Source organism: Spirosoma koreense (genome assembly GCF_054777875.1).
In genome coordinates this window covers 194,365-220,069 of sequence record NZ_BAAHAC010000005.1, presented here as the reverse complement: position 1 = coordinate 220,069, position 25,705 = coordinate 194,365, and the positions used below count along the sequence as shown (strand labels likewise).

The window sequence follows — 25,705 nt, the reverse complement described above, 5'->3', positions numbered from 1 at the left end:
TGAACCTTCGACCTAGGATTTTCAGTTTCAGGGCCTCAACTTTCACGACTTTATCAACCGTTTTACGTTTAATATAGGTAACTAAGTGACTGAAATAGCCACAGGCGTCAAGAGTTTGACGGTCCACTCAACAAACTGGATTTATGAATACTGAAATTGGAGAAAACCAAGTAAGCACATCCGGCCGATCAGCGCTCACGCAGCTGATCGTTCAGTCGGTGCACGACCTAAGCGAACGTTTTATTCGCCCAAACATTCGTCGTTGGGATGAGGAGCAGCATCTGCCGCTCGATCTTTTCGGTCAGCTGGGTGAACAAGGCCTGATGGGTATGCTGGTGCCTGTAGAATACGGCGGAGCGGGACTTGGCTACGAAGAATACGTGGCTGCTCTGGTTGAATTATCCCGTGTGGACGGTGCCATTGGTTTATCCGTAGCTGCGCACAACTCGCTTTGTACAAATCATATTCTCCTGTTCGGCACCGAAACGCAGAAGCAGTTGTATCTGCCCCGTCTGGCAACGGGAGAATGGCTGGGCGCGTGGGGGTTGACCGAGCCGAACACAGGCTCGGACGCGGGCAATATGCGGACCACCGCCGTACGCGATGGCGACGACTGGGTGCTGAATGGGGCGAAAAATTTCATTACCCACGGGCGAAGCGGCAATGTAGCGGTGGTAATTGCCCGAACGGGCGAAGCCAACACGCAACACAACGCAACAGCTTTTGTGGTCGAACGGGGTACCCCTGGCTTTTCCGGAGGCCGTAAAGAGGATAAGTTAGGTATGCGAGCCTCCGAAACCGCCGAAATGTTGTTTCAGGACTGTCGTATTCCCGACAGCCAGCGGTTGGGTACGGTCGGTGACGGATTTATCCAGTCGTTGCGAGTGCTCGACGGCGGTCGGATTTCGATTGCTGCGCTGAGCCTGGGAATTGCCTACGGTGCCTACGATGCCGCTTTAGCCTATGCGAAGGAACGGGAGCAGTTTGGCCAACCTATTGCTAATTTTCAGGGTATCAGCTTCAAACTGGCCGATATGGCTACCGACATCGAAGCGGCTAAGTTACTGACGTATCAGGCTGCCAGCCTGAAAGATGAAGGAAAGACAGTAACCAAAGAATCAGCGATGGCCAAGCTCTTTGCGTCCGAAACGGCCGTTCGGGTTGCCAATGAAGCCGTGCAGATATTTGGTGGCTATGGCTATATAAAAGATTTCCCGGTCGAAAAATTCTACCGGGATGCCAAACTGTGTACGATTGGAGAAGGAACCAGCGAAATTCAGAAGCTGGTGATTTCGCGACAGATACTTAAATAAATCAGAACCGATCCGGCGGCCCGCCGGATCGGTTCTGATAGTTATACTGTACGGCTACGTCCCTTGATCAGGGCGGCAATACCCAGAATAATGACGGCCCCAACAAACGAGGTCAGAATTTGATCGACCATACCACCGGCGCGGCCAAAAATCCAGCCGCCAACGAATCCACCGGCGATACCCAGCAGAATTTCGGCAAATAGCGAAAATGAAAACCGTTTAAAAACGAGATCGGCCAGCCAGCCGGCGACCGCACCTACTAGAATGGATACCAGGATTCCCATGATGATTAAGCGTTGAGTGAATTAAAGTTGTGAAAACTGCAATATAAACTGCTGTCAGGCAATTTTGTTTACGCTTTCACGCCAATAACGGCCAGCATACGGCCCGTGTTTCCGTCTTCAGCGCGGTACGAAAAATAATCGTCATTGTTCAACACAGTCGAAAAAGGAGATACACTGATCTGCTTATCCGGAATCCCAAAATCAGTCAGAAACTGCTTGTTGGCAGCCTGCAAGTCCACATAACACGTATCGGTATCCGAATCGGTTCGTTTGAAAGCCTGTGCAAACAATTCGGCCACTTCTGGTCCTACTTCAAAGGAACAGGCATCGATGCAGGTTCCCACATACGCGTAACAACTCTGGGGCGATGTACCAAATCGCTGCTGCATCTCCGCGAGGGTTTTCCCGACAATTCCGCCTACGGTTCCTCGCCAGCCCGCATGAATGGCCGCTACCGCCTGGTTGGCCGCGTCGTATACCAGCACAGGAACACAGTCGGCAACGGTTACACCAATGAGTAACCCAGGCTGATCGGTGATAAGAGCATCGTAGCCTTCAAAACGGCCCGAATTGGTGGTATACAGTACCTCCGTACCATGCACCTGATGCGATGATGCAAACGGGGCGGATGGATCAGCGCCAAGAGCGGTGAAAAATCGCCGGCGGTTTTCATCGACGTTGGTCTGCTCATCGTCGGTATTGATTCCCAGATTAAGCGATTCGAACGGAGCCGGACTAATCCCCCCATGCCGGGTGCTTTCGGCAGCAAGCAGGCTGTTTATATTGGCAAAAACGGCCGGAGTACGATAAGAGGCCCGTGCAGAGAGGGTTATGATAGACATGTGATGGCTTGATTACAGGGATTTACGGATCCTTCCGAAACCGGATCAGGGTTTGACAAACAAACGAACTGAATTGAACAGTGCATAGTTAGGCAAAGTTGCAATTTAGCGCCTATCAATCCTACAGGTGTGGCCTTAATTACGAGGCTTCTTGACCACTCATCCAGCCAGTCGACCGCTCCAGTAGTTTGCAATGCATAGTACTATCTAAGGCCTATATCTTTGTTTCACCAATCGGCAATCATCCGACAACATTCATAAACCGAACATAAACATACAGATCATGAAAGCGCTCATCAAATCACTCGCCATCGCCCTTTCGCTGGGCTTTATTACTACCGCTGCTTCGTTTGCCGAACCCAATCCGGGGGGACGTTCTACATCGGTAGCCACCTACAAAACCGGTATCTATTCGACAACTACCGGAAAATTGCAGATTGCTCTTGACAAAGAAAAAGGCGGGCCCGTCGATATTGTCCTGAAAGATGCCGGCGGAAAAGTGCTGTACAGCAAACACCTGGGCAAGAACGACCAGACATACCGAACCCGGCTGAATCTGAGCGAGTTGGAAGACGGGGTATATCATATTGAAATTTCAAATGGTGTCGAGACAACAACGCAGAACATTACCCTCGCCACACACCAGCCAGTCGCACCCAGCCGGCTGGTATCGCTGAAATAATTTTCATCTCCTCATTCTTGCCCAGAAGCGTACTTACCCGAACTTCACCGGATCGATCCGGTGAAGTTTTTTGTGTGGATCGGGCCAGCAAACTTTCTGCGCCAATCTTACTCTTTTAATGCGCTTTTCATGACTGAATTAGTCCGGAAATTGTTAGTAGCGTAAGTAATTCAATTGGTATTCATCTACTTACCCGGCTCCATCATGGCTAAACCGACTTATCAGAATTACATCCTGTTACCCAAATCGGGGATTCGGCTTTCGGACGAACAATACAGCGCCGAAACGCGGGAAGTCTTTTCGAATCTGACCGTCGACGCCCAACTAAACGCCGTCCTGAACAGCGACCTGACCAGCCAGGCGGTGGTACTCGATTCGACGGGGCAAACCGGCGCCAAGCTTATCCGCCTGCCCGACACCGCCCTGGCCGATTTGCGGGCGCAACTACCCGGCGTACGGATCGTACCCGAGGTTTTTTATTATCCGCAGCGCTGGCGTGAAAAAATCCGTGTGACGCTTAAGGCCGCAGCGAGTCAGGCGCAGGCGAGCATTAAAATACTCATGAAAGATGCCGCTACCAACAAACCGGTGGTGGGCGCTACGGTAGTCGCTTTTACCAACTTCAAACAACGGCAGGGCGAGCAGACCACTACGAACGCACAGGGCGCGGCTACTTTCAGGAATATCGGAAACCGAACAGTCGAGCAGTTGTACATCTACCCCAAAGCTGGATACTGGAGTTTCTGGAAGCAGAAGCTGACCCTTAAAAACAACGATGTGTTTTTGATTCAGCCTGTGAAGCTGGATTATCTGGATGCGAAAACCTTTTTTTATCCGCCCGATAGCACACCAGCGGGACAGGGGGTGAAAGTTGGCGTTATCGATACGGGTGCTGGCCCCCACCCTGACCTGACCATTGCGGGGGGTGCCTGCACTGTTACGGGTGAAGAGTCAACCGATTTTGCCGATGTCGATGAGCATGGCACGCATGTTTCGGGTATCATTGCTGCACATGGAACGCCACCCACCGGCGTTCGGGGGGTGGCGCCGATGTCCGAACTGCATGTATACCGCGTATTCGGGAAAAGTAGCGAGGGCGCTTCTAATTTTGCAATCATCAAAGCAATCGAACAAGCCGTGGCCGATGGCTGTGACCTGATCAACATGAGCCTGGGGGGCGGCCCCGCCGATGATGCGACGCAGGATGCCATCACCTTCGCCCACGATCACGGAACGGTTTGTTTTGTGGCCACCGGAAACGACGGGCGGCAACCGGTCAGCTTTCCCGCTTCGTTTTCCCTATCGCTGGCGGTGGGGGCCATGGGCCGAAAAGGCACCTTTCCGGCCAATACGACAGACGCGCCCAATACGGCGGCTCCCTATGGTACCGACAAGAAGAATTTCGTCGCGGCTTTTTCGAATATCGGCCCGGAGGTCGATTTCATTACGCCGGGGGTAGGCATTATTTCGTCGGTACCGGATGGCTATGCGCCGATGAGTGGTACGTCGATGGCCTGCCCGATGGCTACCGGTGAAGCCGCCCGGCTCCTATCGACACAACCCGCTATTCTGGCAATGCCCCGCGCAACGACCCGTTCCGAAGCGATCGTGCGATTTCTGGCGACGAAGGCCAAACCGATGGGGTTCGGACCAACTTTCGAAGGTATCGGGATGTTGTTGGACCAGCCGATAGCCTGAGCATTTTCGACCGAAAATAGTATGGCACAGAATCGCTATATCCTTACATTCAAAGGCAATTTGCCCATGCCAGACAACGATCTGCGGCTGATTCGGGCACAAACTCGTGTGGTCGACAGTAGCCGAAAAGCGTTGCTGATAGAAGCTGACGACGAAGACGCTGTCGCCGATCTGGGCAATAAACTTTCCGACTGGACCGTGGCCAAAGAAGGAAGCTACCCGATTCCATCGACCCGGCAAACGGTCCGAAAGCCGCCCGATTCCTAACAACAACTACTGCAACAGCCCATTTCAGCGTTCTGGTGGGCTGTTGCAGCAGGGCCTATAAAAAAATGGTCCAACATCGACACTTGCTTTTTGTTATATAGTCAATCAATTTTCGACTCTCGGTCCTAACCTTCCTCTCTACCTCTACCGTATGATCACAACCCAATCGTTCAGCGCGTCCACACCCTGGTCCCGTGCTGGTCAGGAACCGGCCCTGTGGCATTCCATGGCCCAAACGCTGTTGCCCGCTTATGTCAACACCTGCCGTTGGTTTGCCGGAAAGGCCCGTCACCAGACAGGCTTTTCCATACAGACGACACATACTATTCCGCTGGCCGATGGCGAGGTGGCTTATCTGCTGATTCTGCAGGCGACTTACGCCGAAGGGGCGCCTGAGAACTACCTGTTGCCGCTTTCTTTCATTATCGATTCCGTTGCCCAGGCTCATCCTCATCCGCTGGCCGACGTACCCGATAAAGGCCGCATTGGCGAGGCTATGCTGGCGAATCAGTCGGGCATGCTGATCGATGCGATCTACGACGAGCGCTTCCGTGATGCTTTGTTTACGCATATCTATGCGCATCAGGCTTTGCCACAGACCGACGGTCAGTTGGCCTTTTTTCGGGGAAAAGGGCTGGACGAAGGCGACGAACACATCAGCTCGCGGGTTCTGCCGGTCGATTCGAGCAATTCGGCCATGGCCTTCGGCGATAAGTACTTTCTGAAGCTTTATCGCAAGCTCTTCCAGCAGACCAATCCGGAAGTCGATATGGTGGCGTTTCTGACCGACCAGAGCGCTTTCGACCACATTCCGGCCTTTGGCGGTAGCATCGTCTGGCAACGGCCCGAAACGCCGGATGTCACTCTGGGAATGGTTCAGCGGATGGTGGCCAACGACAAAGATTCGTGGGTGCAAACCGGCGATTACCTGAATGATTTTCTGTATGCCGTCCCGCAACGCATGTTTGCCATTCGGGAAGATGTGTTCGAAAAAGTAGAGCTGCTCGGTCGCCGGACGGGTGAATTGCACTGCGCTCTTTACCGCCCCGACCGGCCGGGCTCTCCCACAAGCCCGGAATTCGTTCCTGAGTCGTTTACCAGCGAGTATCGGGAATTTCTGATCAAACGCTTCGAAGATTTGCTCGAACGCCGGTACGCCCTGCTGATCGATAACTACACCAAACTCGATCCGCACGCTCAGCGGTTGGCCTGGGTGTTTATGGAAGCTAAAGAAATGATCGATGCCTTCATCGACGACTTCCGCACCCGTCCGCTCGACTCGCTACGCATCCGCATTCACGGCGATTATCACCTCGGTCAGGTGCTGGCTACCGAACACGATTTTGTGATCATCGATTTTGAAGGTGAGCCGGAGAGTAGTATTGCCGACCGCAAAATCAAACACTCGCCGTTGAAAGACGTAGCTGGCATGATCCGGTCTTACCATTACGCTGTTTCGGCTAAGATTTTCAACTCAGCCGAAACCGAAGGTATTCAGCCGGAATATTTACAGCGGGTATCGGATCGCTGGTTTTATTTGATCCGCGACACGTTTCTGGATGCGTATCTGAACGTATTCGGAACGCCCCACCCTCTGTTTAAAAACAATACGGAAATCAATTTTTTACTCCTGATCTATTTGCTCGAAAAGGCCGTTTATGAACTAGGGTATGAAATCAGCTACCGGCCTTCCTGGGTCAAGATTCCCCTCAAAGGCATTATCGACGTCGTGCGCGAAATCGAGAAAATCCGCCTGAGCGACGGGGAAGTCGCGCCGGCGGTACCCATGTTGCATACGGGCATCGTTTAGCCGTATTTTCGCCGTTCTCAACAGTTTATGAACTGGCTTCATTGGTCTGCAATAAGCGATGAGTTCTTTTTTGCCGCAACCGCGACCCGGCCCAAACACCGCTAAGCGGGAATCCGGCAACTAGCTTCCGTGATTTCTGTGTCGGGTCGCGGTTGCGGTTCAGAAAAAAACTTAGTTTTCCCACAGCATCGGCTCATAAATAATGAAGCTGTGGGAAGGCTAAGTTTTTTTCTAACTTTCCGGCCCTGATCGCGTTCACTACGTATCTCTATCTGTTCCAAAACCTATGGCAAAACGCAAAGCCACTTCGGTTGACACCGAACCATCGACACAGAACTCTATGCCTGATCAAGTAACTCCAGAAGCAATCCAACCCGAAACCCAACTGCAGGATAGCGGGCCTTATTCCCGCTTTACCGATTTCGATGTCTACCTCTTCCGGGCCGGAAAGCACCAGCGGCTCTACGAGAAGTTTGGTTCACACGTGGTTACGGTTAACGGGGTCCGGGGCACTTATTTTGCCGTCTGGGCTCCATCGGCCCGTTATGTAGCCGTCATCGGTGCATTCAACGGCTGGAACAAAGGCAGCCATTCAATGAATGTGCGCTGGGATGCGTCGGGGATCTGGGAAATCTTTATCCCGGATGTCAGTTCGGGAGAAGCCTATAAATATTTCATTGTCCACGAGAGTGGCCGCGAGCTGGAAAAAGGAGATCCATACGCCCACTGGTGGGAAGTTCCACCCAAAACAGCCTCAATGGTTTGGGATACTTATTACGAATGGCAGGATCAGGAATGGATGGCAAACCGGCATACCAAAAATGCCCTCAACGCTCCGTTCTCGGTTTATGAGGTTCACCTGGCTTCCTGGCGACGCGACCCAAACAACCCGGACCGCGAACTAAGCTACGGCGAAATAGCCGATGCACTGGTGCCTTACGTGCAGGACATGGGCTTTACACACGTAGAGTTTATGCCGGTCATGCAGTATCCGTATGCGCCTTCGTGGGGGTATCAGATTACGGGTTATTACGCGCCCAGCAGCCAGTTCGGAAATCCGCAGGAGTTTATCAAACTCATCGAGCGACTGCACCAGGCCGGAGTGGGTGTACTACTGGACTGGGTACCCTCGCATTTTCCGGGAGACGCCCACGGGCTATATGAATTCGACGGTTCGCACCTCTACGAACACCCCGATCCACGCAAAGGCTACCATCCAGACTGGAAAAGCTATATTTTCAACTACAGCCGGCCGGAGGTGCGCTCGTTCCTGATCAGTAACGCGTTGTTCTGGCTCGACCGTTTTCATGCCGACGGGCTGCGGGTAGACGCCGTAGCATCTATGCTGTATCTCGATTATTCGCGCAATGCCGGCGAATGGGAGCCCAATATTTTTGGTGGACGCGAAAATCTGGAGTCTATTTCGCTGCTGAAAGAAATCAACGAAGCCGTTTACAAAGCGTTTCCCGATACGCAGACGATTGCCGAAGAGTCGACAGCCTTTCCCGGCGTATCCAGACCAGTGTATACGGGCGGACTGGGCTTTGGGATGAAGTGGATGATGGGCTGGATGCACGATTCGCTCCGTTATTTTGAGCGGGACCCTGCCTTCCGCAAGTTCCACCAGGACGAGCTGACCTTCAGCACGATCTACGCCTTCACCGAAAATTTCATGCTGCCGCTCTCACACGATGAGGTCGTCTACGGCAAACATTCCCTGATCGGTAAAATGGCGGGGGATGAGTGGCAACGGTTTGCTAACCTACGACTGTTGTTTTCTTACATGTTTACCCATTCGGGCACGAAATTGCTGTTCATGGGTTGCGAGTTCGCCCAGACGTCGGAGTGGAAATTCGACGCCAGCTTAGACTGGCACCTGCTGGAGTTCGAACCACACAAAGGCATGCTGGCCTGCGTAAAAGCCCTGAATAAGCTTTACCGCAGCGAACCCGCTTTGTACGAGCGCAACTTCACATCCGATGGCTTCGAATGGGTCGATACGACCGACCGGGAAAATACGATTCTGACGTACATCCGTAAAGGAGACAACCCAGCCGACACCCTCCTGATCGTACTGAACATGACGCCGATACCACGCCATAATTACCGTATTGGCGTACCGTCGGCCGGTACCTATCAGGAAGTTTTCAACAGCGATTCGACCGAATTTTATGGGAGTGGCATTACAAACCCCAACCCCATCGCGAGCACAGAGGAAACGTGGCATGGTCGTCCTAGCTCCCTTGAGCTGAATGTACCGCCCCTGGGTGCTGCTGTTCTAAAAATGAGCTAAACCAATTCACACTCCGGCCGTATGTAACGTATTGTCAGTAGGAAACCGATTTTTTCAATTGTCATTGATGAAGTCTTCCTATGTCAATTAGTTGGATATGGCCGGATTGTCGTATGCGTCGGGCGCTTATCTTTGTCCACGCGAACCGTTGAATATGTTACATGAAGCAAGTTTTTGGTGCCTTATTGAGTTTACTAACCGTTTCTAGTTTTGCCCAGTCACCGGTAGCGGCCCGTCTAAAGAGCGGCCTCGATATAGGCATGGCTTATACCACTGGCCACTACAATCCTTCTCTGGCTTACTATCAGTTGATCAATGTAGGAAAGCAAAAAATTTTCTCGCTTGGCTGGACAGCCCGTTTAGGGGCTTTTTATGGCGACAATCTGAATTATTATACCGCTCCGGCCCGGTTGACGCGTGGCAAAACCGGCTTTGGTGCGCTAGGGGCTCCCCTGATCAATGGCAATATAGATACCGTCCGGTATGACTATGTCACCATGACATCGCTGACGTTCGGCGTTCGCGCCCAGGTGCACCTGGGCAAGGTTGAGCTTGGTGCAAGCGCCGATCTTCTGGGGCTGACTCTGGGGCGGTCGCGCACGGGTCGTTATACCTCGTCGACGGGCATGTTTATGGCCGACTCCATACAGACGTATTTCCGGGGACCTAATACATTTCAGGCATCGCACCCGAGCTACCTAAGCGCGCGCCTGCTGGGCGACAACGATCTGGGCACGCTTTCGACGGAAGTTTACGCCCGTATTCTAATTGGTCAGCGCCTGGGCATCAAACTGGGTTATCAATGGCTCACCACCGAAACGACAGTCAAGAATCGGGATATCGTTGCCGACAACAACCGTTTTCGACATCGGGTCGGCCTGCCTTATCTGGCCCTGACTCTTCCGGTCTTTCAATAAGTGACCGATGCCTGAGAGCAGATTCCCGGACCAGTCTGTCTCTACAGGTCACTTACCAATGATGATTCTGTCAAATCCAGCAGATGATGAAAATCTACAAACAATACTGAAAATGTAGAGGAACCGTCTGCATCAGTTCATTACAAACTGCAGTAGCTAGCTCTTTTCTAGGCATTCCAGGTTTTACTGGACATGCGGCCTTTCCCTTTTCTATGAGCCTTTTTTAGGGCTACACTCGGCTTGCTTTCCTGAGCGTTTAATTACTTCAGATAACCATTCCTACCATCTTCTGTAGAATCCCAAACCTGTTTATCTTCTATTGTGAAAATATTTCCATTCCCTTTTGTGTAGAATTGTCTTAGATGGGGCTTCGTTTTGCAACTACTTCTGTATTTGACAGACTCAATCCACTTTTGTCAGTCGATGCGTGTACTTAAGACTGGGCAGCTTGTCGGAGCGACTATTCTCCTTCCCGGATTCCTCGTTCCTTCATCAGCTCGCGCCCGAACTGTCGGATGGTCTCAATAACCGGAATGACCCGGCGGCCTTTTTCAGTAATGCTGTACTCAACATGCGGAGGCACTACGGGATATACCTTCCGGGAAATAAATCCGTGCTGTTCCAGTTCTCTTAGCTGAGTCGTCAACATTTTATGGCTGATGTGAGGCAGGTATTTTTTCAGCTCACTGTAACGCATAATCTGCTTGTTCAGCCGCCAGAGAATGGGCATTTTCCAGGTGCCGCCGATGTGGGCCATGGCAAACTCAACAGGATTATAGTATAGCTTCCCTTCGTGCAAAAAATCAGGCATACATATAAGTGATTGATTTGCAATTACTCTCCTTTTCGATAGTATCACACTTCGGTGTACATATATTTACAAAGATACATACATCTTTTTAGCTTTGCTCAGGTCAAAAAAACCAAATCGGAGACTATGAGCTTAAAAAATTACAACCTCGTCAATACCCGACGTCCCAAGCGCGTCGCCATCGTTATTGCCAACCCCGCCATTTCGACCACAACCGGCTGGCCCGTTGGGTTCTGGTGGAGCGAACTAACCCATCCCTACTACGAATTTACCGAACGGGGCTATACGGTTGACCTATTTAGCCCGAACGGAGGCCAATGTGAGCCCGATGCGATGAGCGACCCCAATGACAGCAGTGGCTATTCCTCCACCGACCTCATTAGTCAGGGTTTTATCCACACCAAGTCCCTGCATTCGCTAATTGACAATACCAGGCCCGTTTCGGAACTGAATGTTGAAGATTTCGACGCGCTGGTAGTATCAGGCGGACAAGCCCCGATGTTCACTTTCGGGAACTCCACCGATCTGCAACAGAAGTTTGTGGAATTTTACGAGTCGGGTAAAGTAACCTCGGCTCTGTGCCACGGTACCGCCATACTCCGCTATGCCCGGCTCTCGAACGGTGAATATTTAGTGAAAGGCAAGACTGTAACTGGCTTCGCCAATTCCGAAGAAGATTTCGCCGATAACGCTGTCTGGGACTATGGAATGCTCTCCCGCGATAAGCACGTAATGCCCTGGCGCATCGAAGACGAACTGAAAAAGCTCGGTGCCAACTTTGTGCAGGCGGGGCTATGGCGCGGTTTCGCCATCCGGGACGGTAACCTGATTACGGGTCAACAGAACTTCAGCGGTGCCGAAACCGCCAGGGCGATCATTGAAGCGCTGGGCGAATAAACGAAGCTGTCCCAGAGAATGCCTCATCGCTTAAGACTTAGGCCATTTGCAAGACGTGCGTTACTACCGTACTGAGCGAACGTCGGATATAACGCTGCCGACTACATCGGGAGCTTATCAAACCATCTATAAACATGACGACCCAAGAAATCGCCGATCGTTTAGTAGTCCTTTGCCGGGAAAATAAGTTTGAACAGGCACAGCGCGAACTCTACGCTCCGGATGCCCGAAGCATTGAGCCCGAAGGTTCTCAGGGAATGCAGACCGTACAGGGACTGGATGCTATTATCCAGAAAGGCAATCAGTTTCAGAGCATGATTCAGGCCTGGCATGGTGGCAGTGTCAGCGACGTACTCGTAGCCGGAAATCACATCGCCCTGACCATCAGCATGGATGTTACCTTCAAAGACGGAAACCGTGCCGACATGAACGAGTTAATTGTTTACACAGTCCGGAACGGAAAGATAGCGCAGGAACAATTTTTCTACCAGGTATGACTATCATACCCTTATGACAGACGGGTTGCTGGCGAAGTCTCCGTACATCAGGGTAGCTTCTGTTTTAGAAGCTACCCTGGCGGCCGACCTGTTTGTGCTCAGCGGACCGGCCAGAGCGGTTGTAGACGTAGCCACACAAATTGGCTCGGCGAAACGTTCTGCTGCTGTTTCCAACGGCTCTGCTCGGCGACGATCTCCACAACCCGATATAGCTTAGGAAACCGCTATCACCGGCATGGCAATCTGCGCTTCAGGTAACCTATAGCCGCACCTATTTATCGACTATTCATTTATACCTCTACTGGTTTCAAATCGAAATATGTTTGAAAAACAGCCTGCCCGATGGCGTTAGTCCGGGTCTGAAAATTATCGAGGTATTGATGAAGCCCTATTTTGAAAATATCGGCGGTATCGGTAAACTCGATCTCGGAACGGAGTTTGGAAAGCGCCCGCTCGGCCGAATTGCTAAAGCCATTGGCCATTGTATTTCCGGAAATCTCGTAGAGTGACAACTCGGCCTGTCGGATGCAGTGAGCCGCTGCCCGGGGAAACATTTTGTCCAGAATCAGAAACTCAACGATACTCGCGGGCGTCAACGCCCGGTACTGTTGCCGGTGCATATTATACGCACTCACCGATTTCAGGACCGCCGACCAGATCATCAGGTCAATTGTAGACCCCACAGACTCGACTTCGGGTAGCAGCGTAAAATATTTGACGTCCAGAAACCGGGATGTTTTATCGGCACGCTCCAGAAACCGCCCCAATCGTCCAAAATGCCAGGCTTCGTTGCGGGTAATGGTGGCGTCGATGATGCCGTAGAATAACTGGATGTTGTTGCTGATATCGGTGAAAAATTCCTGCGTTTTTACCTCACCCCATTCCTGTTTGGGCGACGTGTCGCGGACCATCAGGTAGAACTTGTTGAGGTGTTCCCACATCTGTTTGGAGATAACCTCGCGAATCGTGCGGGCATTCTCGCGGGCTTCGCTAAGGCAGGCTACAATCGAGTTAGGATTGCGCTTGTCGAAGGTCATAAACTGAATGACATTCTCGCGCGTAGGTTCCTTGTAGTATTTGAAAAAGGCAGAATCGTCGGCGGTGGCCGTAAGTAATGGTTCCCACTGCTGATTTACATTGGGCGGCAGATCGAGCGCCAGGTTAAAATTTACGCTCATAAAGCGGGCATAATTCTCGGCCCGTTCGATGTATCGGTGCATCCAGTAAACAGAATTGGCAACGCGGCTTAGCATAGGGTAGTTATCAGGGTAAATCGGTGGCTAATCAACAAAAATAGACCTTTACGGCTGTATCGCAAGAAATCCGTCGTAATTGTGGTATTTCGGAAAAAGAATTCCCGTCTGAAGAAAGTAATTTCCCAATCCTGGTTTCTTTCTAGCGTATTATGAAAATGCTGTACGCCTTCGTTATGGCTGGCACGCTACTGAGTACAGTGGCCTTCGCCAAGCCCAACCCGACTAAACCGAGCACCAAGTTCTATGAGGTGCGGATTTATCACCCAACGCCCGGAAAATACGCCGAGATCGTCGATCGGTTCCGGCAGTATACGACCCGGATTTTCGAAAAACACGGTATGGAGAACATTGGTTACTGGACGCCGACCGACACGACGAATAAGGAGCTGATCTACATTCTGGCTTACCCAAGCCGCGAAGCCCGCGATGCATCCTGGAAAGCGTTCGGCAGCGATCCGGAGTGGAAAGCCGTGGTGGCGAAAACCGAAGCCAATGGCAAATTGGTCGATCACGTCGACCAGATTTTCATGACCGAATCAGAAATATCACCTGCCATCAAATTAAAACAGGCTTCCCCCGAGCGCACCTTCGAGCTACGCACCTACACGCCTGCGCCCGGCAAACTACCGAACCTAGTCGACCGCTTCCGAAACCATACCCTGAAACTGTTCGAGAAGCACGGCATGACAAACGTTGGCTACTGGATTACCCAGGAGAAAGATCCTTCAGCCCAGCCCAAACTCGTTTACATTCTGGCTCATCCCAGCGAAGCCCAGGGCAAAGCGCATTTTGACGAGTTCCGCAACGATCCGGTCTGGGTGAAAGCCAAAGCCGAATCGGAAAAAGACGGTGCACTGACGACGAAAGTCGAATCGGTTTACATGAAACCGACGGACTACTCACCCATCAAATAACTCAGTGTTTACCTATAAAGCGAATGGGCCGGTCTTAGACCGGCCCATTCGCTTTATACTATTTATACAGCTTTAGCTGACTTGGCGTGCTCAGGTTTCAGAACAACGACGTCGCGGATGATACCGCCCGCGTTTAGTTTATCTACCATCTTGTCTAGCAGTGGACTTGCCCAATCGGGAATGTATTTATCGGTCGTCTGAATCAACACTTTAGGAAAGTCGTACAGCGAACGCCCCAGCCCAAACTGCACGGCCGCCCGTTTCATGGCATCGCTGATTCCACCTTTTACAGGCTCGACGGCCGTCCGGCTGGCCCCGTCGGTTTTCCTGACGATTTCACCACCGGGCAACACGACGGTAATAGTGCATAAAAACCCGCTTTCGATTTCGTTGATTTCGTTTTGCCAGCCCGCCCAGCCGAACTGTTCATCGAATCGCTGCATCACGCAACGGTTAGTGATGTATGGTACGACAATAATTTTCTGACCGTCTTTTGTCTGGCTCTGTACCCGCCATTCAACCTCCTGCGCCGTCAGGGGGGCAGTCAACACGCTTAATTCCATGTATTTGTTGTTTACGTAATTAGGCAGTTTTCACTGCATGAAAAACCCATCCACAGGCTGCCGATACAGGCCCGGATATAGCTGCAATATACTGAATTCTGATGGATGAACCTGAGATTCCGGCGCGTAAATACGGCTTTGTCGAGAACTAACCTGGCCAACAACTTTGGGGAGAAAGTGCCTGTGCATAACCAGCGATGCGTTCGTAAAGAGGCTGGTTATGAATCATGTGTATACAACAAAAAAGCCAAGCGAGACACTCTCTTGGCTTTCTGATTTACTCAACGTTATGAAAAACTTTTCTTTTCGACACAATTATAGAACAAAAATACAGTAAATTGATTCTTTTACAAAAAATATTTTTCATGCATAGAATTATTTAACTGTAAATCAGACATTTACAGAAATACCAATAAGTGTTTTTATAAAAAAATTTAAGTAGATATACTTAAGGAGGCCGCGTACTCTCTACTTGCATCCAGCAATCGTTACTTAAATAGTAATCCGTCCCGGATCGTTACGGTACGATCGGCGAGAGCCGCCAGGGTTTCGTTGTGCGTAACGATAATGAAGGTCTGCCCCAGTTCGTCGCGAAGGCGAAAGAACAACTGATGCAGTTCTTCAGCATTGCGCGAGTCGAGGTTACCGCTGGGTTCATCGGCAAATACGATCGCGGGGTCATTGATCAGCGCCCGCGCGACAGCCGTCCGCTGCTGTTCACCTCCCGACATCTGCGAGGGCAGGTTAGCCAGTCGATGTTGAAGCCCCAGCGTGGTGAGTAAAGATTCGGCACGCTGCCGAACGGCCTGCTCATCTTTTCCTGAAATAAATCCGGGCAGACACACATTTTCGAGGGCTGTGAACTCCGGCAACAGGTTATTGAACTGAAAAACGAAACCGATCTGCTCATTCCGGAACTTCGCCAGTTGCCGATCGTTCAGCGTGAACACGTTCTGCCCATCGATAATCAATTCGCCCGCGTCGGGTCGGTCGAGCGTGCCGAGAATTTGAAGTAAGGTTGTTTTGCCGGCGCCAGACGCCCCCACAATAGATACCACTTCGCCCGGATTGATCGCCAGATTGATTCCTTTCAGAACGGGTAAATTGCCGTAGTTCCGGCGAATATCAGTCGTTTGCAGAAGCGGCTGCATCAGTAATGAGGAATAAAAAGTGAAAAGTAAAAAATGGAAAATGAAGCGAACGCGGATGAATTATTATTCACTCTTCATTCTTCATTCTTCATTTCCTGTTAACTTGCCACGCAAAAATACGATTTCCAATCCTCCTTGTTGCAGTTGTCATGAATATACACGAGTATCAGGGTAAAGAAATTCTCAAAAAATACGGTGTCCGGATTCAGGAAGGCATCGTAGCTGAGTCGCCCGAAAAAGCTGTAGAAGCCGCCAAACAGATTATGGCGCAGTCAGGCTCAAAATTTGTCGTTGTAAAATCGCAGATTCATGCGGGTGGACGAGGCAAGGGTAAAGTGGTCGGCAGCGAACAACGGGGGGTGGCCCTGGCCAAATCGGTCGATGACGTGCGCGACATCGCCAAGAACCTGATCGGCAACGTGCTGGTGACGCACCAGACGGGCCCGGAAGGCCGGAAAGTTAACAAGGTACTGGTGGCGCAGGATGTTTTTTACCCAGGCGCTTCGGAGCCGAAGGAGATGTATCTGAGCATCCTGCTCGACCGCAGCAAAGCCTGCAACGTTATTATGGCCAGCACCGAAGGTGGTATGGACATTGAAGAAGTCGCCGAAAAAACGCCCGAAAAAATCGTTAAGGAATGGATTGATCCCGCAGTAGGTCTACAGCCCTTCCAGGCGCGCAAGGTGGCCTTTGGCTTAGGGCTGGAAGGAGAAGCCTTCAAAGAGATGGTCAAGTTCGTGACTTCGCTCTACAAGGCCTATGTGGATACCGACGCATCGATGTTCGAAATCAACCCGGTGCTGAAAACTTCGGACAACAAGATTCTGGCCGTCGATGCCAAAGTGAATCTGGATGACAACGCGCTTTACCGCCACCCTGACCTGGCTAACCTGCGCGACATTGCCGAAGAAGATCCGCTCGAAGTCGAAGCTTCGGCCAATGACCTCAACTACGTTAAACTAGATGGGAACGTCGGCTGCATGGTAAACGGAGCCGGACTGGCCATGGCGACAATGGACATCATCAAACTGTCGGGGGGCGAACCGGCCAACTTCCTCGACGTGGGCGGTGGAGCTAATGCCAAAACCGTTGAAGCGGGTTTTCGGATCATTCTGAAAGACCCCAATGTAAAAGCCATCCTGATCAACATCTTCGGCGGTATCGTTCGCTGCGACCGCGTGGCTACGGGGGTTGTCGAAGCCTACAAAGCCATTGGCGACATTCCTGTACCGATTATCGTTCGCCTGCAGGGTACAAACGCAGCTGAAGGGGCCAGAATCATCGATGAATCGGGCCTGAAAGTGCAATCGGCCGTTGAGCTGAAAGAAGCCGCCGAGAAAGTGCGGCAGGTCATTCAGGCGCTGTAGCAATCAGTAACGTTTCTTTAAACACAAAAAGCCGGAGTCTTTGCTCCGGCTTTTTGTGTTTAAAGAAACCTGTCTATCGCTTATAATACTTCATTGCATCTGGCAACAGCTTTTGCAAATCGGAAATCCGACGCTGGTCCGATGGGTGATCCGACAGAAATTCGGCGGGTGCTTTACCACCACTGGCTTTAGCCATGCGCTGCCAGAACGTAATGGCTTCGTTGGGATCGTACCCCGCCATCGCCATAAAAATCAGTCCCAGATGGTCGGCTTCCGATTCTTGTTTGCGGCTATGAGGCAGGCCGACACCGTACTGATAGGCCAGTGGGCCGACGACTCCGAAAGCCTGCTGGAAGATAGCCTGTGTTTGGCTGCTGCGTGCCGACGACGCGATTCCAGTGGCAACCTGTCCGGCCTGAAGCAGACCATTGGCCACCAATCCTTCGCTCATCCGTTCGTTCCCGTGCTCGGCGATGGCGTGCGAGACCTCGTGTCCCAGCACCGTGGCTAATCCTGCTTCATTCTGCGTATAGGGCAGGATACCTGAATACACGACAATTTTACCGCCGGGCATACACCACGCGTTTACCTGACTGCTCTGCACCAGGTGATATTCCCATTTGAATCCTTCGAGCCGCTTGCTGAAGCCGTTACTATTCATGTAACTTTCAACAGCCTGACGAATCCGATTGCCTACACGGTTAACCATCTCAGCATCACCGCTGTTACTAACGACCTTGCTGGTATCCAGAAACTGTTTGTATTGGGTAAAGCTCATGGAGAGCATATCGTTGTTCGGCACTAAAATCAGTTGTTTGCGCCCGGTCAGGGGTACCTTCTCGCAGGCCGTAACAGCAAAGGCGAGCGACAACATGATCATGAAAGCTTTTTTCATCTGTGTATGTGTTATAATGGCTAATTAATCTGACGTTAATGACCTTGAATAGCCACGCTTTGTTCAAAATTTTACCGGCCGGTACGTTCAGGCTGTATTTAGTCGTTAGATTTGCGCTATTGCTTCAGGTTTAACGAGTCATTCCGGATTATGTGCATCCTTATTTTCAATAGGATGAAAACAAATGACTCTGCATACATACTACTTTTTATGAAAATTATTTGCGTTGGCCGAAACTACGTCGAACATATTCAGGAACTCAACAACGAAAAGCCCGAAGACCCGGTTATTTTTCTGAAGCCCGAAACAGCGGTACCCCTGAAAAATGAGCCTTTTTTTTACCCGGACTTTTCCAGCGATGTGCACTACGAAGTGGAAATTCTGGTAAAAATCAATCGGGTTGGCAAAAACATCGAGGAGAAGTTTGCGCACAAATACTACGACGAAATTGGCGTCGGGATCGATTTTACTGCCCGAGACCTACAAAGCAAATTGAAAGCAAAGGGTTTACCCTGGGAACTGGCTAAATCGTTCAACGGCTCAGCACCCATTTCGCCTTTCGTACCGAAAACCAGCTTCCCAGACCTGCAAAACCTGAATTTCAGGCTGGATATCAACGGCGAAACCCGGCAGTTGGGTAACACGAGCCTGATGCTGTTTAAAATCGATTACCTGATTTCGTTCGTATCGCGGTATTTTCTGCTCCAGCAGGGCGATATTCTGTTTACCGGAACGCCGAAAGGCGTAGGGCCTGTACAGGTTGGGGATAAACTGACGGCGTACATTGAAGACCAGAAGATGCTGGAGGTTGACGTAAAATAATGTTGACGTCAGGCGATTCGAAGGGCCTGCTAAACTAGCCGTTTTGCTTTTGAAACAATTCATTCTTTGCTTTTGTGCCGTTTTAGCCGGACTGGGTCATACGTTTGGCCAGGCGGGGGTTACCTTGCCGCAGTCTACGACGAGCCCGACAGCCCCAACAGGGACCATGCTGGCAGGTCTTATTCAACCCGGCTATTTTCTATTTCCCATTCAGCCAGGGCTCCCCAATTCGCTGGCGGGTGGGCTGGGCGATCTGCGCCCGAATCACTTTCACGCAGGTCTCGATATCCGCACGGGCGGACGAGAGGGGCTGGATGTTCACGCAGCCGCAGACGGATATGTATCGCGCATTGCGGTTTTCACCGGTGGGTACGGTAACGTTATTTTTATCAGACATCCCAATGGGCTGACCACCGTATATGGACACCTCCGAAACCTGAACGACACGCTCGGTACGTACCTCCGCACACAGCAATATCAGAAGAAAACCTTTGAAATCGACCTGCGTCCGGCACCCGATCAGTTTCCGGTTAAGAAAGGTGATGTCATTGCGGCCTCCGGCAACACCGGCGGCTCGGGCGGTCCGCACCTGCATTTCGAAGTGCGCGATGGCAAAGACAACCTGATCAATCCGCTACTCTACGGATTCTCCGAACTTCAGGACGATGTCCCCCCCTATTTTGAACGAGTGGCGCTCAAAACCATGACCGCCACTTCGCGCGTCAACGGCGAATACCAGCGGGTCAGCTACGCACCCGTTCGTCGACCCGATGGCACCTACACCATTACCCAGCCGATTACGGCCTCGGGACTGATCGGGATGGAAGTGCTGGGGTACGACAAAACCAGTGGATCGCCCTACCGCAATGGCATCAGTTGTCTGGAAGTCCGGCTCGACGGGCGGGAAGTATTTGCTTATAACATGAACAGCTTTCCGAACGAGCAGACGCGCTTTCTGAACATCCACGAAAATTATGAAGTCGAGCAAACGAGCGGTCAGCGGTATCATCGAGGCTATATTGCTGACGGCAACATTCTGAATCTGTACAAGTTACAAAGCAACGCAGCCTATCGGGGGCGTCTACCGCTGCTGGATGGGAAACCGCATGAAGTTACGCTGGTCCTTTACGATGCCTACGATCATTCGGCTCAGTTGACCTTTACGATCCTGCCCGAGCCCCCGCCTTCCAGCCCGCTCATGATCGATTCCCTGGAAGTTCAACCCGCCAGCTACGCGCCTAACCTGTCGGCGGTAGAGCCTACAGTGACTATTACGACGGACGAAAATGTGCTGAAGCTGACGGCCAAAAATATATCGGTCAGTAATCCGCCCGTCGCTAAACTGATAACGGGTCGCACGGTAACAGAGCAACCTGTTAGCTATGTGCGTAACAACCAAGCGGTTTATCTGATAGATTTGCGGCAGACATTACCCGATTCCGTTCAGTTTGGCCGTGGGGTGGTGCGCACGTTTTTCAAAAAACGAGTCATCCCCGGTCATAACGAGACTTATTCGGATAAAAATACCCGGCTGGAGTTTCGGCCGAATACCCTGTTCGATACGTTACATCTGACCATGCGATCGCTGCCCGCGGGAATTCTGGAAATCAATCAGCCTACTATTCCGCTGAACGATTACCTCCTGATTCAACATGTACCGAATTACCCGATTGCCATCGATACCATGCGAACGAAAGCGTACTGGATCGGTGGCGGACGCGAAACCTTCCTCGGCGGAAGCTGGAACAAAGGTCGGATTGAGTTTAAAACCCGCTCACTCGGACGGTTTCAGTTGCTGACCGATACCCGGCCCCCCAGTGTCGAGATTTTAGCCGCTACGCCCAACGGTATTTCGGCGAAAGTCCGGGATGACCTGTCGGGGATTGCCGAATTTCGGGCACTGGTCAACGGAGAATGGGTGCTGATGCAGTACGATTACAAACGGGCCCTGATCTGGTCTGACAAACTGAATCCAGAAGAGCCATTTGAGTCGGGTGCCGAAGTGCTAGTGCAGGTCAAAGATCGGGTCGGCAATATCGGTTCCGACAGCACGACCATTCGGGAACCGCGGGTTGTGGTTAAACGAAAAGCGGTGCAGAAAACGACGAAATCCCGGCGGAGAAAACGGTAAAGCATTAATTTAATTTATCTTATGAGCTTATCTATCGGCGATCCTGCTCCCGATTTTACCAGTACCGACCAGAACGGAAACCCAATCAGACTTTCGGATTTTCGGGGTAAGAAGGTGGTACTTTATTTTTACCCGAAAGATGATACGCCCGGCTGTACGGCACAAGCGTGTAGCCTGCGGGATAACTACGATGCACTCCGGACAGCTGGCTATGAAGTACTTGGAGTAAGCGTCGACGATGAGAAAACGCATCAGAAGTTTATCAAAAAATACACCCTGCCTTTCACGCTGGTAGCCGACACAAACAAGCAAATTGTGGTAGCGTACGACGTGTGGAAAGAAAAATCCATGTACGGCCGCAACTTCATGGGCACCGTCCGGACCACTTTTCTGATCGATGAACAGGGAATCATTACAGACATAATCAGTAAAATAGATACCCAGCACCACGCAGAACAAATTGTCAAACTAAATGAATAATGTAAAATGAATAAGGCATAATGGCAAATGCCCACTCATTCCACATTATTCATTTTACATTATTCATTACACAGTATTATGGAAATAGCAGAACTCGAACACATCGCTACCGCCGTTCGGCGCGACATCGTCCGCATGGTTGCGGCCGTTAATTCTGGGCACCCCGGCGGCTCACTTGGCTGCACCGACTTTATGGTTGCTCTGTATTTTGAAATCATGAACCGGAAAAAGAATGCCGATGGCACGCCTATTTTCGACATGGATGGCCGCAACGAAGACATCTTCTTCCTGTCCAACGGGCATATCTCGCCGGTTTTTTATTCGGTGCTCGCGCGGGCCGGTTACTTCCCGGTTAGTGAATTAGCCACGTTCCGTAAGCTTGACAGCCGCCTGCAGGGCCACCCCACTACGGCCGAACACCTGCCGGGCGTCCGGATTGCCTCGGGTTCGCTGGGACAGGGCCTGTCCGTAGCTTCAGGCGCGGCTTATGCCAAAAAACTGAACGGTGACGATAAACACGTGTTTGTGCTGATGGGCGATGGTGAGCAGCAGGAAGGTCAGATCTGGGAAGCAGCTCAGTTTGCGCCCAACAAAAAGTTGGGAAACCTAACGGCCGTCATCGATTTCAACCACGCACAGATCGACGGAAAAACCGATTTCGTGAACAGCAACCGCGACCTCGGGGCTAAATACCGGGCGTTCGGCTGGCACGTTGATGAGATGGAAGGCAACAACATGGCCGATGTGGTGAAAACTTTACGCAAAGCACAGGAAGACCCCGACGTACCGACGCTGATTCTGATGCATACAGAAATGGGTTTCGGCGTCGATTATATGGTGGGCAGCTACAAATGGCACGGTGTGGCGCCCAATGCCGAGCAGCTTCAGCAAGCGCTGAACCAGTTGCCGCTGACCGTCCGCGCTACACCTCGTGAAAATTAACCGCTTAGTCATCGAAAATTTCAAGTCCATTGAACGGATCGAGCTCATTGAGCCCAATCCGTTCACGGTCTTTGTCGGTCCCAACGGTTCCGGCAAGTCGAATATTTTCGAGGCTTTGGAGTTTTTTACCCTAGAAAAACGAGGTTATGAAGCACGTAGTCTTTTTGGAGGTCCGGATGAGTTTTCACGAAGGCAGCGCCAACGAGATCGCTCATATATCAATATAGAATTGCGGAACGGATCGAAAAGCACCGTAAAATTCTTTTAGCCAAAGGAGCAGAGTATATTTTAATATTGGTCGATTTAGACACAGACGCTTGTATAACATTGCCAAAAGAGAAAATTGCTCAGCATCCTAATCAGACTATACTTGTAGCAGTACAAGAATTTGAAAACTTGTACCTGGCTGATTCAGCTACCTTGAGTAACTTCAGTAGAAATTCAAAATCCCGAACAAGATCGTGATCCTGTAACAACTATGGCAAGTTTGGGAATAGCAGCACGACGCTTCCAGTGGTATCGAAAAAGTAAAGTTCTGTTAGCAAGAGATAGGCACCGCCATGGTTTCACCGTCGAGAAAGCGGCTCGACACCCGAATTGCCCGAGTGCCGCTTATTTTTTAACGAAATTGCAAACCCTCGCTTCGGCGAATTAATCAACTGGACGCACACAACTGCGTCGCTACACACGATGAAAAAATACGACTACACAGAAAAGAAAGACACCCGCTCGGGTTTCGGTGCGGGCATCGCTGAACTGGGTAAAACTCATCCCAACGTTGTTGCGCTGACCGCCGATTTAGCCGGTTCACTGAAATTGGAAACCTTTATTAAAGAGAACCCCGACCGCTTTATCCAGTGCGGAATTGCCGAAGCCAACATGATCGGCGTATCGGCGGGTCTGACTATTGGCGGTAAAATTCCGTTTGCTACGACCTTCGCCAATTTTGCTACCGGACGTGTGTACGATCAGATTCGGCAGTCGGTGGCGTATTCAAACAAGAACGTCAAAATCTGCGCATCGCACGCGGGCGTAACGCTCGGCGAAGACGGCGCGACCCACCAGATTCTGGAAGACCTGGGCATGATGAAAATGCTGCCCAATATGACCGTTATCAACCCCTGCGATTACAACCAGACGAAAGCGGCTACCATCGCGATTGCCAACCACGAAGGTCCGGTTTATCTGCGTTTTGGTCGGCCCGTCATTCCGGTTTTCACCCCCGCCGATCAAAAATTTGAAATCGGAAAAGCCTGGACGGTCAATGAGGGAAGCGACGTATCGATTTTCTGTACGGGGCACCTCGTTTGGGAAGCCATCAAAGCCGGTGAAATCCTGTCGGCCGAAGGTATCGAAGCCGATATTATCAACATTCACACCATAAAACCGTTAGATGAAGAGGCTATTCTCGCATCGGTGAAGAAAACGGGCTGCGCGGTTTCGGCCGAAGAGCACATGCTCAACGGCGGCTTAGGCGACAGTGTGGCGCAGGTGCTGGCCCGTAATTACCCGGCTCCGCTCGAATACGTGGGGGTGCACGACACCTTTGGCGAAAGCGGCACGCCCGATCAACTGATGCAGAAATATGGCCTGACCGCCGACAAGATTATAGAGCAGGTGAAAAAGGTGATAGCCAGAAAGTAAGAACTGGTCCGCCGATGCGGCAATCCTTTGCCTTTCTTAACCGGATGGTTGTTGACATGCCTGTTGCTGACGCCAATGAGACGCAAGGATGCGTCTCTACAGACGAAAAATGACTGACGCCGAACTCCTTGCCAAATACCGCGATCCGTCGAGCCGGAATTACGCCTTCAATCTGCTGGTGCGACAGTACCAGCAGAAAATTTATTGGCATATCCGGAAGATGGTCATCGACCACGATGATGCCGACGATCTGGTGCAGGAAACATTTATAAAAGTCTGGAATAGCCTGGAACAGTTTCGGGGTGATAGTCAGTTGTATACATGGATATACCGCATTGCCACGAACGAATGCCTGAACTTTCTGAATAAAAAACGTCGGCGCTTTTTTCTGCCCATCGGCGACGTGGAAGGCGAGTTGATGGAGAAGCTCGAAAGTAATTCCGACTATGTTACATCCGGCAACGAACTGAGCGGTGAAGACGTACAGATCAAGTTACAAAAAGCACTGCTCAAACTTCCGGACAAGCAACGGTTGGTTTTCAATATGAAATACTTCGACGATATGAAATACGAAGATATTTCAGAAATTACGGGGACGTCTGTCGGCGCGTTGAAGGCATCGTATCACCTGGCAGTGAAAAAAATTGAAGATTATCTGACAAAAACAGATACCAACGATTAAACCTCAGCAACTTAGGGCTGTCAAACACCTGATCATCGGCAAAAAGGGACTCGAATTGTGTAGGACATACACACCAGTATTATGAATCGTAATAATGAATTTCGGCTTGACGAATTACCACCCGAACATCCGATGCGGCAGTTGCCGTATACAGCGCCGGATGGGTATTTCGATACGTTGCCTTCCCGGGTGCAGGCCCGCGTTAGCCGCAGGGCCAAACCCGCTTTCAGCATCAGTTGGTCGTGGCAGCGCACAGTTGCTTCTCTGGCGGGTGCTAGTTTGCTGGCTGTTCTGGTCTGGCAAACGCTGCCGCAACGGCAGGAGTCACTGGGTAGCGAAGCGCTGGCTGGTGTGAGTGATGAAGTCATAACCGCTTATCTGGATGATCAGGGCGTCAATCCATACGAGTTGGTCGACAGTCAGCAGATTCATACATCGTTGGGTAACGACACTACGGCCATTCAGTATCTGAACGTGCAACCCAGCGACATCCAGCGGCAGATTGACGAGCAAAATGCGTTGGAAGGCCTAACCCTCGACTCCTGAT

Annotated in this window: 26 protein-coding genes; 19 read left to right on the top strand and 7 right to left on the bottom strand. The window is 51.2% G+C overall.

The features are described 5' to 3' along the window. Window positions 1–143: 143 nt before the first annotated feature. Window positions 144–1,313, top strand: a complete 1,170-nt coding sequence (locus tag ACYVC2_RS06715; RefSeq protein ID WP_461101535.1) for an acyl-CoA dehydrogenase family protein — start codon at window positions 144–146, stop codon at window positions 1,311–1,313. A gap of 41 nt (window positions 1,314–1,354) precedes the next feature. Here ACYVC2_RS06715 and ACYVC2_RS06710 read toward each other — a convergent pair whose 3' ends face one another. Together ACYVC2_RS06710 and pgeF are read right to left on the bottom strand one after the other, a co-directional pair. After that, window positions 1,355–1,597: a GlsB/YeaQ/YmgE family stress response membrane protein gene (locus ACYVC2_RS06710; RefSeq protein WP_461101534.1), complete on the bottom strand. Its 243-nt coding sequence runs from the start codon at window positions 1,595–1,597 to the stop codon at window positions 1,355–1,357. A gap of 68 nt (window positions 1,598–1,665) precedes the next feature. Then, on the bottom strand, window positions 1,666–2,439 hold the full coding sequence (pgeF, locus tag ACYVC2_RS06705) for a peptidoglycan editing factor PgeF (RefSeq protein ID WP_461101533.1): 774 nt from the start codon (window positions 2,437–2,439) through the stop codon (window positions 1,666–1,668). Window positions 2,440–2,722: 283 nt separating this feature from the next. On the opposite strand from pgeF, the gene ACYVC2_RS06700 reads away from it, so the two are divergent. The 6 genes from ACYVC2_RS06700 (at window position 2,723) to ACYVC2_RS06675 (ending at window position 10,106) form a co-directional block, all read left to right on the top strand. Beyond that, window positions 2,723–3,121, top strand: a complete 399-nt coding sequence (locus tag ACYVC2_RS06700; RefSeq protein WP_461101532.1) for a T9SS type A sorting domain-containing protein — start codon at window positions 2,723–2,725, stop codon at window positions 3,119–3,121. Window positions 3,122–3,325: 204 nt separating this feature from the next. Beyond that, complete coding sequence (locus tag ACYVC2_RS06695) at window positions 3,326–4,819, top strand: S8 family peptidase (RefSeq protein ID WP_461101531.1); 1,494 nt, start codon at window positions 3,326–3,328, stop codon at window positions 4,817–4,819. A 21-nt stretch (window positions 4,820–4,840) separates the two neighbouring features. Continuing rightward, window positions 4,841–5,086 carry a hypothetical protein gene (locus tag ACYVC2_RS06690; RefSeq protein ID WP_461101530.1) on the top strand — a complete coding sequence of 82 codons (246 nt, stop codon included), beginning with the start codon at window positions 4,841–4,843 and terminating at the stop codon, window positions 5,084–5,086. A gap of 151 nt (window positions 5,087–5,237) precedes the next feature. Next, window positions 5,238–6,896: a putative maltokinase gene (locus ACYVC2_RS06685; RefSeq protein WP_461101529.1), complete on the top strand. Its 1,659-nt coding sequence runs from the start codon at window positions 5,238–5,240 to the stop codon at window positions 6,894–6,896. A gap of 340 nt (window positions 6,897–7,236) precedes the next feature. After that, window positions 7,237–9,189 (top strand): 1,4-alpha-glucan branching protein GlgB, encoded by a 1,953-nt coding sequence (glgB, locus tag ACYVC2_RS06680; RefSeq protein ID WP_461101528.1) that lies wholly within the window; start codon window positions 7,237–7,239, stop codon window positions 9,187–9,189. Between the two features lie 161 nt (window positions 9,190–9,350). Then, complete coding sequence (locus ACYVC2_RS06675) at window positions 9,351–10,106, top strand: hypothetical protein (protein WP_461101527.1); 756 nt, start codon at window positions 9,351–9,353, stop codon at window positions 10,104–10,106. A gap of 460 nt (window positions 10,107–10,566) precedes the next feature. Here ACYVC2_RS06675 and ACYVC2_RS06670 read toward each other — a convergent pair whose 3' ends face one another. Then, window positions 10,567–10,917, bottom strand: coding sequence for a winged helix-turn-helix transcriptional regulator (locus ACYVC2_RS06670; protein WP_461101526.1), 351 nt, complete (start codon window positions 10,915–10,917; stop codon window positions 10,567–10,569). A 126-nt stretch (window positions 10,918–11,043) separates the two neighbouring features. Between ACYVC2_RS06670 and ACYVC2_RS06665 the strand changes: the two genes are divergently transcribed. Together ACYVC2_RS06665 and ACYVC2_RS06660 are read left to right on the top strand one after the other, a co-directional pair. Next, window positions 11,044–11,814: a type 1 glutamine amidotransferase domain-containing protein gene (locus tag ACYVC2_RS06665; RefSeq protein WP_461101525.1), complete on the top strand. Its 771-nt coding sequence runs from the start codon at window positions 11,044–11,046 to the stop codon at window positions 11,812–11,814. Window positions 11,815–11,948: 134 nt separating this feature from the next. Beyond that, entirely contained in the window at window positions 11,949–12,311 is a 363-nt protein-coding gene (locus ACYVC2_RS06660) for a SnoaL-like domain-containing protein (protein WP_461101524.1), read from the top strand. 290 nt (window positions 12,312–12,601) lie between these two features. On the opposite strand, the gene ACYVC2_RS06655 is transcribed toward ACYVC2_RS06660, so the two are convergent. Next, window positions 12,602–13,564, bottom strand: a complete 963-nt coding sequence (locus ACYVC2_RS06655) for an alpha-E domain-containing protein (protein ID WP_461101523.1) — start codon at window positions 13,562–13,564, stop codon at window positions 12,602–12,604. 176 nt (window positions 13,565–13,740) lie between these two features. On the opposite strand from ACYVC2_RS06655, the gene ACYVC2_RS06650 reads away from it, so the two are divergent. Beyond that, window positions 13,741–14,481: an NIPSNAP family protein gene (locus ACYVC2_RS06650; protein ID WP_461101522.1), complete on the top strand. Its 741-nt coding sequence runs from the start codon at window positions 13,741–13,743 to the stop codon at window positions 14,479–14,481. Between the two features lie 62 nt (window positions 14,482–14,543). On the opposite strand, the gene ACYVC2_RS06645 is transcribed toward ACYVC2_RS06650, so the two are convergent. After that, window positions 14,544–15,044 carry a Rad52/Rad22 family DNA repair protein gene (locus ACYVC2_RS06645; protein WP_461101521.1) on the bottom strand — a complete coding sequence of 167 codons (501 nt, stop codon included), beginning with the start codon at window positions 15,042–15,044 and terminating at the stop codon, window positions 14,544–14,546. Window positions 15,045–15,532: 488 nt separating this feature from the next. Then, window positions 15,533–16,195 (bottom strand): ABC transporter ATP-binding protein, encoded by a 663-nt coding sequence (locus ACYVC2_RS06640; protein ID WP_461101520.1) that lies wholly within the window; start codon window positions 16,193–16,195, stop codon window positions 15,533–15,535. A 149-nt stretch (window positions 16,196–16,344) separates the two neighbouring features. On the opposite strand from ACYVC2_RS06640, the gene sucC reads away from it, so the two are divergent. After that, on the top strand, window positions 16,345–17,562 hold the full coding sequence (gene sucC / locus ACYVC2_RS06635; RefSeq protein ID WP_461101519.1) for an ADP-forming succinate--CoA ligase subunit beta: 1,218 nt from the start codon (window positions 16,345–16,347) through the stop codon (window positions 17,560–17,562). Window positions 17,563–17,635: 73 nt separating this feature from the next. Here the strand turns inward: sucC and ACYVC2_RS06630 are convergent, their stop codons facing one another. Continuing rightward, window positions 17,636–18,457: a M48 family metallopeptidase gene (locus ACYVC2_RS06630; protein WP_461101518.1), complete on the bottom strand. Its 822-nt coding sequence runs from the start codon at window positions 18,455–18,457 to the stop codon at window positions 17,636–17,638. A gap of 210 nt (window positions 18,458–18,667) precedes the next feature. On the opposite strand from ACYVC2_RS06630, the gene ACYVC2_RS06625 reads away from it, so the two are divergent. From ACYVC2_RS06625 to ACYVC2_RS06590, 8 genes are all read left to right on the top strand, one after another. Continuing rightward, a complete protein-coding gene (locus tag ACYVC2_RS06625) occupies window positions 18,668–19,279 on the top strand; it encodes a fumarylacetoacetate hydrolase family protein (RefSeq protein ID WP_461101517.1) in 612 nt (203 codons plus the stop codon). 166 nt (window positions 19,280–19,445) lie between these two features. Further along, entirely contained in the window at window positions 19,446–21,410 is a 1,965-nt protein-coding gene (locus ACYVC2_RS06620) for a M23 family metallopeptidase (RefSeq protein WP_461102300.1), read from the top strand. 21 nt (window positions 21,411–21,431) lie between these two features. Beyond that, window positions 21,432–21,890 (top strand): thioredoxin-dependent thiol peroxidase, encoded by a 459-nt coding sequence (bcp, locus tag ACYVC2_RS06615; RefSeq protein ID WP_461101516.1) that lies wholly within the window; start codon window positions 21,432–21,434, stop codon window positions 21,888–21,890. 78 nt (window positions 21,891–21,968) lie between these two features. Beyond that, the gene (locus ACYVC2_RS06610; protein ID WP_461101515.1) at window positions 21,969–22,832 is read left to right on the top strand and encodes a transketolase; all 864 of its coding nucleotides are present in this window, start codon (window positions 21,969–21,971) and stop codon (window positions 22,830–22,832) included. Beyond that, window positions 22,822–23,100 (top strand): AAA family ATPase, encoded by a 279-nt coding sequence (locus tag ACYVC2_RS06605; protein ID WP_461101514.1) that lies wholly within the window; start codon window positions 22,822–22,824, stop codon window positions 23,098–23,100. Before ACYVC2_RS06610 ends, ACYVC2_RS06605 begins: the two co-directional genes overlap by 11 nt. Before the next feature lie 422 nt (window positions 23,101–23,522). Beyond that, window positions 23,523–24,476 (top strand): transketolase family protein, encoded by a 954-nt coding sequence (locus tag ACYVC2_RS06600; protein WP_461101513.1) that lies wholly within the window; start codon window positions 23,523–23,525, stop codon window positions 24,474–24,476. A gap of 109 nt (window positions 24,477–24,585) precedes the next feature. After that, the gene (locus ACYVC2_RS06595) at window positions 24,586–25,158 is read left to right on the top strand and encodes an RNA polymerase sigma factor (RefSeq protein ID WP_461101512.1); all 573 of its coding nucleotides are present in this window, start codon (window positions 24,586–24,588) and stop codon (window positions 25,156–25,158) included. 81 nt (window positions 25,159–25,239) lie between these two features. Next, window positions 25,240–25,704 carry a hypothetical protein gene (locus ACYVC2_RS06590; protein ID WP_461101511.1) on the top strand — a complete coding sequence of 155 codons (465 nt, stop codon included), beginning with the start codon at window positions 25,240–25,242 and terminating at the stop codon, window positions 25,702–25,704. The last annotated feature ends 1 nt before the right edge of the window (window position 25,705 follow it).

What these genes read in the sequence shown, in the direction of transcription:
- ACYVC2_RS06675 (WP_461101527.1), top strand. Translation starts at nt 9,351, where the DNA reads ATGAAGCAAGTTTTTGGTGCCTTATTGAGTTTACTAACCGTTTCTAGT.
- ACYVC2_RS06645 (WP_461101521.1), bottom strand. Translation starts at nt 15,044, where the DNA reads ATGGAATTAAGCGTGTTGACTGCCCCCCTGACGGCGCAGGAGGTTGAA.
- ACYVC2_RS06700 (WP_461101532.1), top strand. Translation starts at nt 2,723, where the DNA reads ATGAAAGCGCTCATCAAATCACTCGCCATCGCCCTTTCGCTGGGCTTT.
- ACYVC2_RS06690 (WP_461101530.1), top strand. Translation starts at nt 4,841, where the DNA reads ATGGCACAGAATCGCTATATCCTTACATTCAAAGGCAATTTGCCCATG.
- ACYVC2_RS06590 (WP_461101511.1), top strand. Translation starts at nt 25,240, where the DNA reads ATGAATCGTAATAATGAATTTCGGCTTGACGAATTACCACCCGAACAT.
- sucC (WP_461101519.1), top strand. Translation starts at nt 16,345, where the DNA reads ATGAATATACACGAGTATCAGGGTAAAGAAATTCTCAAAAAATACGGT.
- bcp (WP_461101516.1), top strand. Translation starts at nt 21,432, where the DNA reads ATGAGCTTATCTATCGGCGATCCTGCTCCCGATTTTACCAGTACCGAC.
- ACYVC2_RS06670 (WP_461101526.1), bottom strand. Translation starts at nt 10,917, where the DNA reads ATGCCTGATTTTTTGCACGAAGGGAAGCTATACTATAATCCTGTTGAG.
- ACYVC2_RS06620 (WP_461102300.1), top strand. Translation starts at nt 19,446, where the DNA reads ATGCTGGCAGGTCTTATTCAACCCGGCTATTTTCTATTTCCCATTCAG.
- ACYVC2_RS06660 (WP_461101524.1), top strand. Translation starts at nt 11,949, where the DNA reads ATGACGACCCAAGAAATCGCCGATCGTTTAGTAGTCCTTTGCCGGGAA.
- ACYVC2_RS06695 (WP_461101531.1), top strand. Translation starts at nt 3,326, where the DNA reads ATGGCTAAACCGACTTATCAGAATTACATCCTGTTACCCAAATCGGGG.
- ACYVC2_RS06715 (WP_461101535.1), top strand. Translation starts at nt 144, where the DNA reads ATGAATACTGAAATTGGAGAAAACCAAGTAAGCACATCCGGCCGATCA.
- ACYVC2_RS06665 (WP_461101525.1), top strand. Translation starts at nt 11,044, where the DNA reads ATGAGCTTAAAAAATTACAACCTCGTCAATACCCGACGTCCCAAGCGC.
- ACYVC2_RS06600 (WP_461101513.1), top strand. Translation starts at nt 23,523, where the DNA reads ATGAAAAAATACGACTACACAGAAAAGAAAGACACCCGCTCGGGTTTC.
- ACYVC2_RS06625 (WP_461101517.1), top strand. Translation starts at nt 18,668, where the DNA reads ATGAAAATTATTTGCGTTGGCCGAAACTACGTCGAACATATTCAGGAA.
- pgeF (WP_461101533.1), bottom strand. Translation starts at nt 2,439, where the DNA reads ATGTCTATCATAACCCTCTCTGCACGGGCCTCTTATCGTACTCCGGCC.
- ACYVC2_RS06685 (WP_461101529.1), top strand. Translation starts at nt 5,238, where the DNA reads ATGATCACAACCCAATCGTTCAGCGCGTCCACACCCTGGTCCCGTGCT.
- ACYVC2_RS06630 (WP_461101518.1), bottom strand. Translation starts at nt 18,457, where the DNA reads ATGAAAAAAGCTTTCATGATCATGTTGTCGCTCGCCTTTGCTGTTACG.
- ACYVC2_RS06610 (WP_461101515.1), top strand. Translation starts at nt 21,969, where the DNA reads ATGGAAATAGCAGAACTCGAACACATCGCTACCGCCGTTCGGCGCGAC.
- ACYVC2_RS06650 (WP_461101522.1), top strand. Translation starts at nt 13,741, where the DNA reads ATGGCTGGCACGCTACTGAGTACAGTGGCCTTCGCCAAGCCCAACCCG.
- ACYVC2_RS06595 (WP_461101512.1), top strand. Translation starts at nt 24,586, where the DNA reads ATGACTGACGCCGAACTCCTTGCCAAATACCGCGATCCGTCGAGCCGG.
- ACYVC2_RS06640 (WP_461101520.1), bottom strand. Translation starts at nt 16,195, where the DNA reads ATGCAGCCGCTTCTGCAAACGACTGATATTCGCCGGAACTACGGCAAT.
- glgB (WP_461101528.1), top strand. Translation starts at nt 7,237, where the DNA reads ATGCCTGATCAAGTAACTCCAGAAGCAATCCAACCCGAAACCCAACTG.
- ACYVC2_RS06655 (WP_461101523.1), bottom strand. Translation starts at nt 13,564, where the DNA reads ATGCTAAGCCGCGTTGCCAATTCTGTTTACTGGATGCACCGATACATC.
- ACYVC2_RS06710 (WP_461101534.1), bottom strand. Translation starts at nt 1,597, where the DNA reads ATGGGAATCCTGGTATCCATTCTAGTAGGTGCGGTCGCCGGCTGGCTG.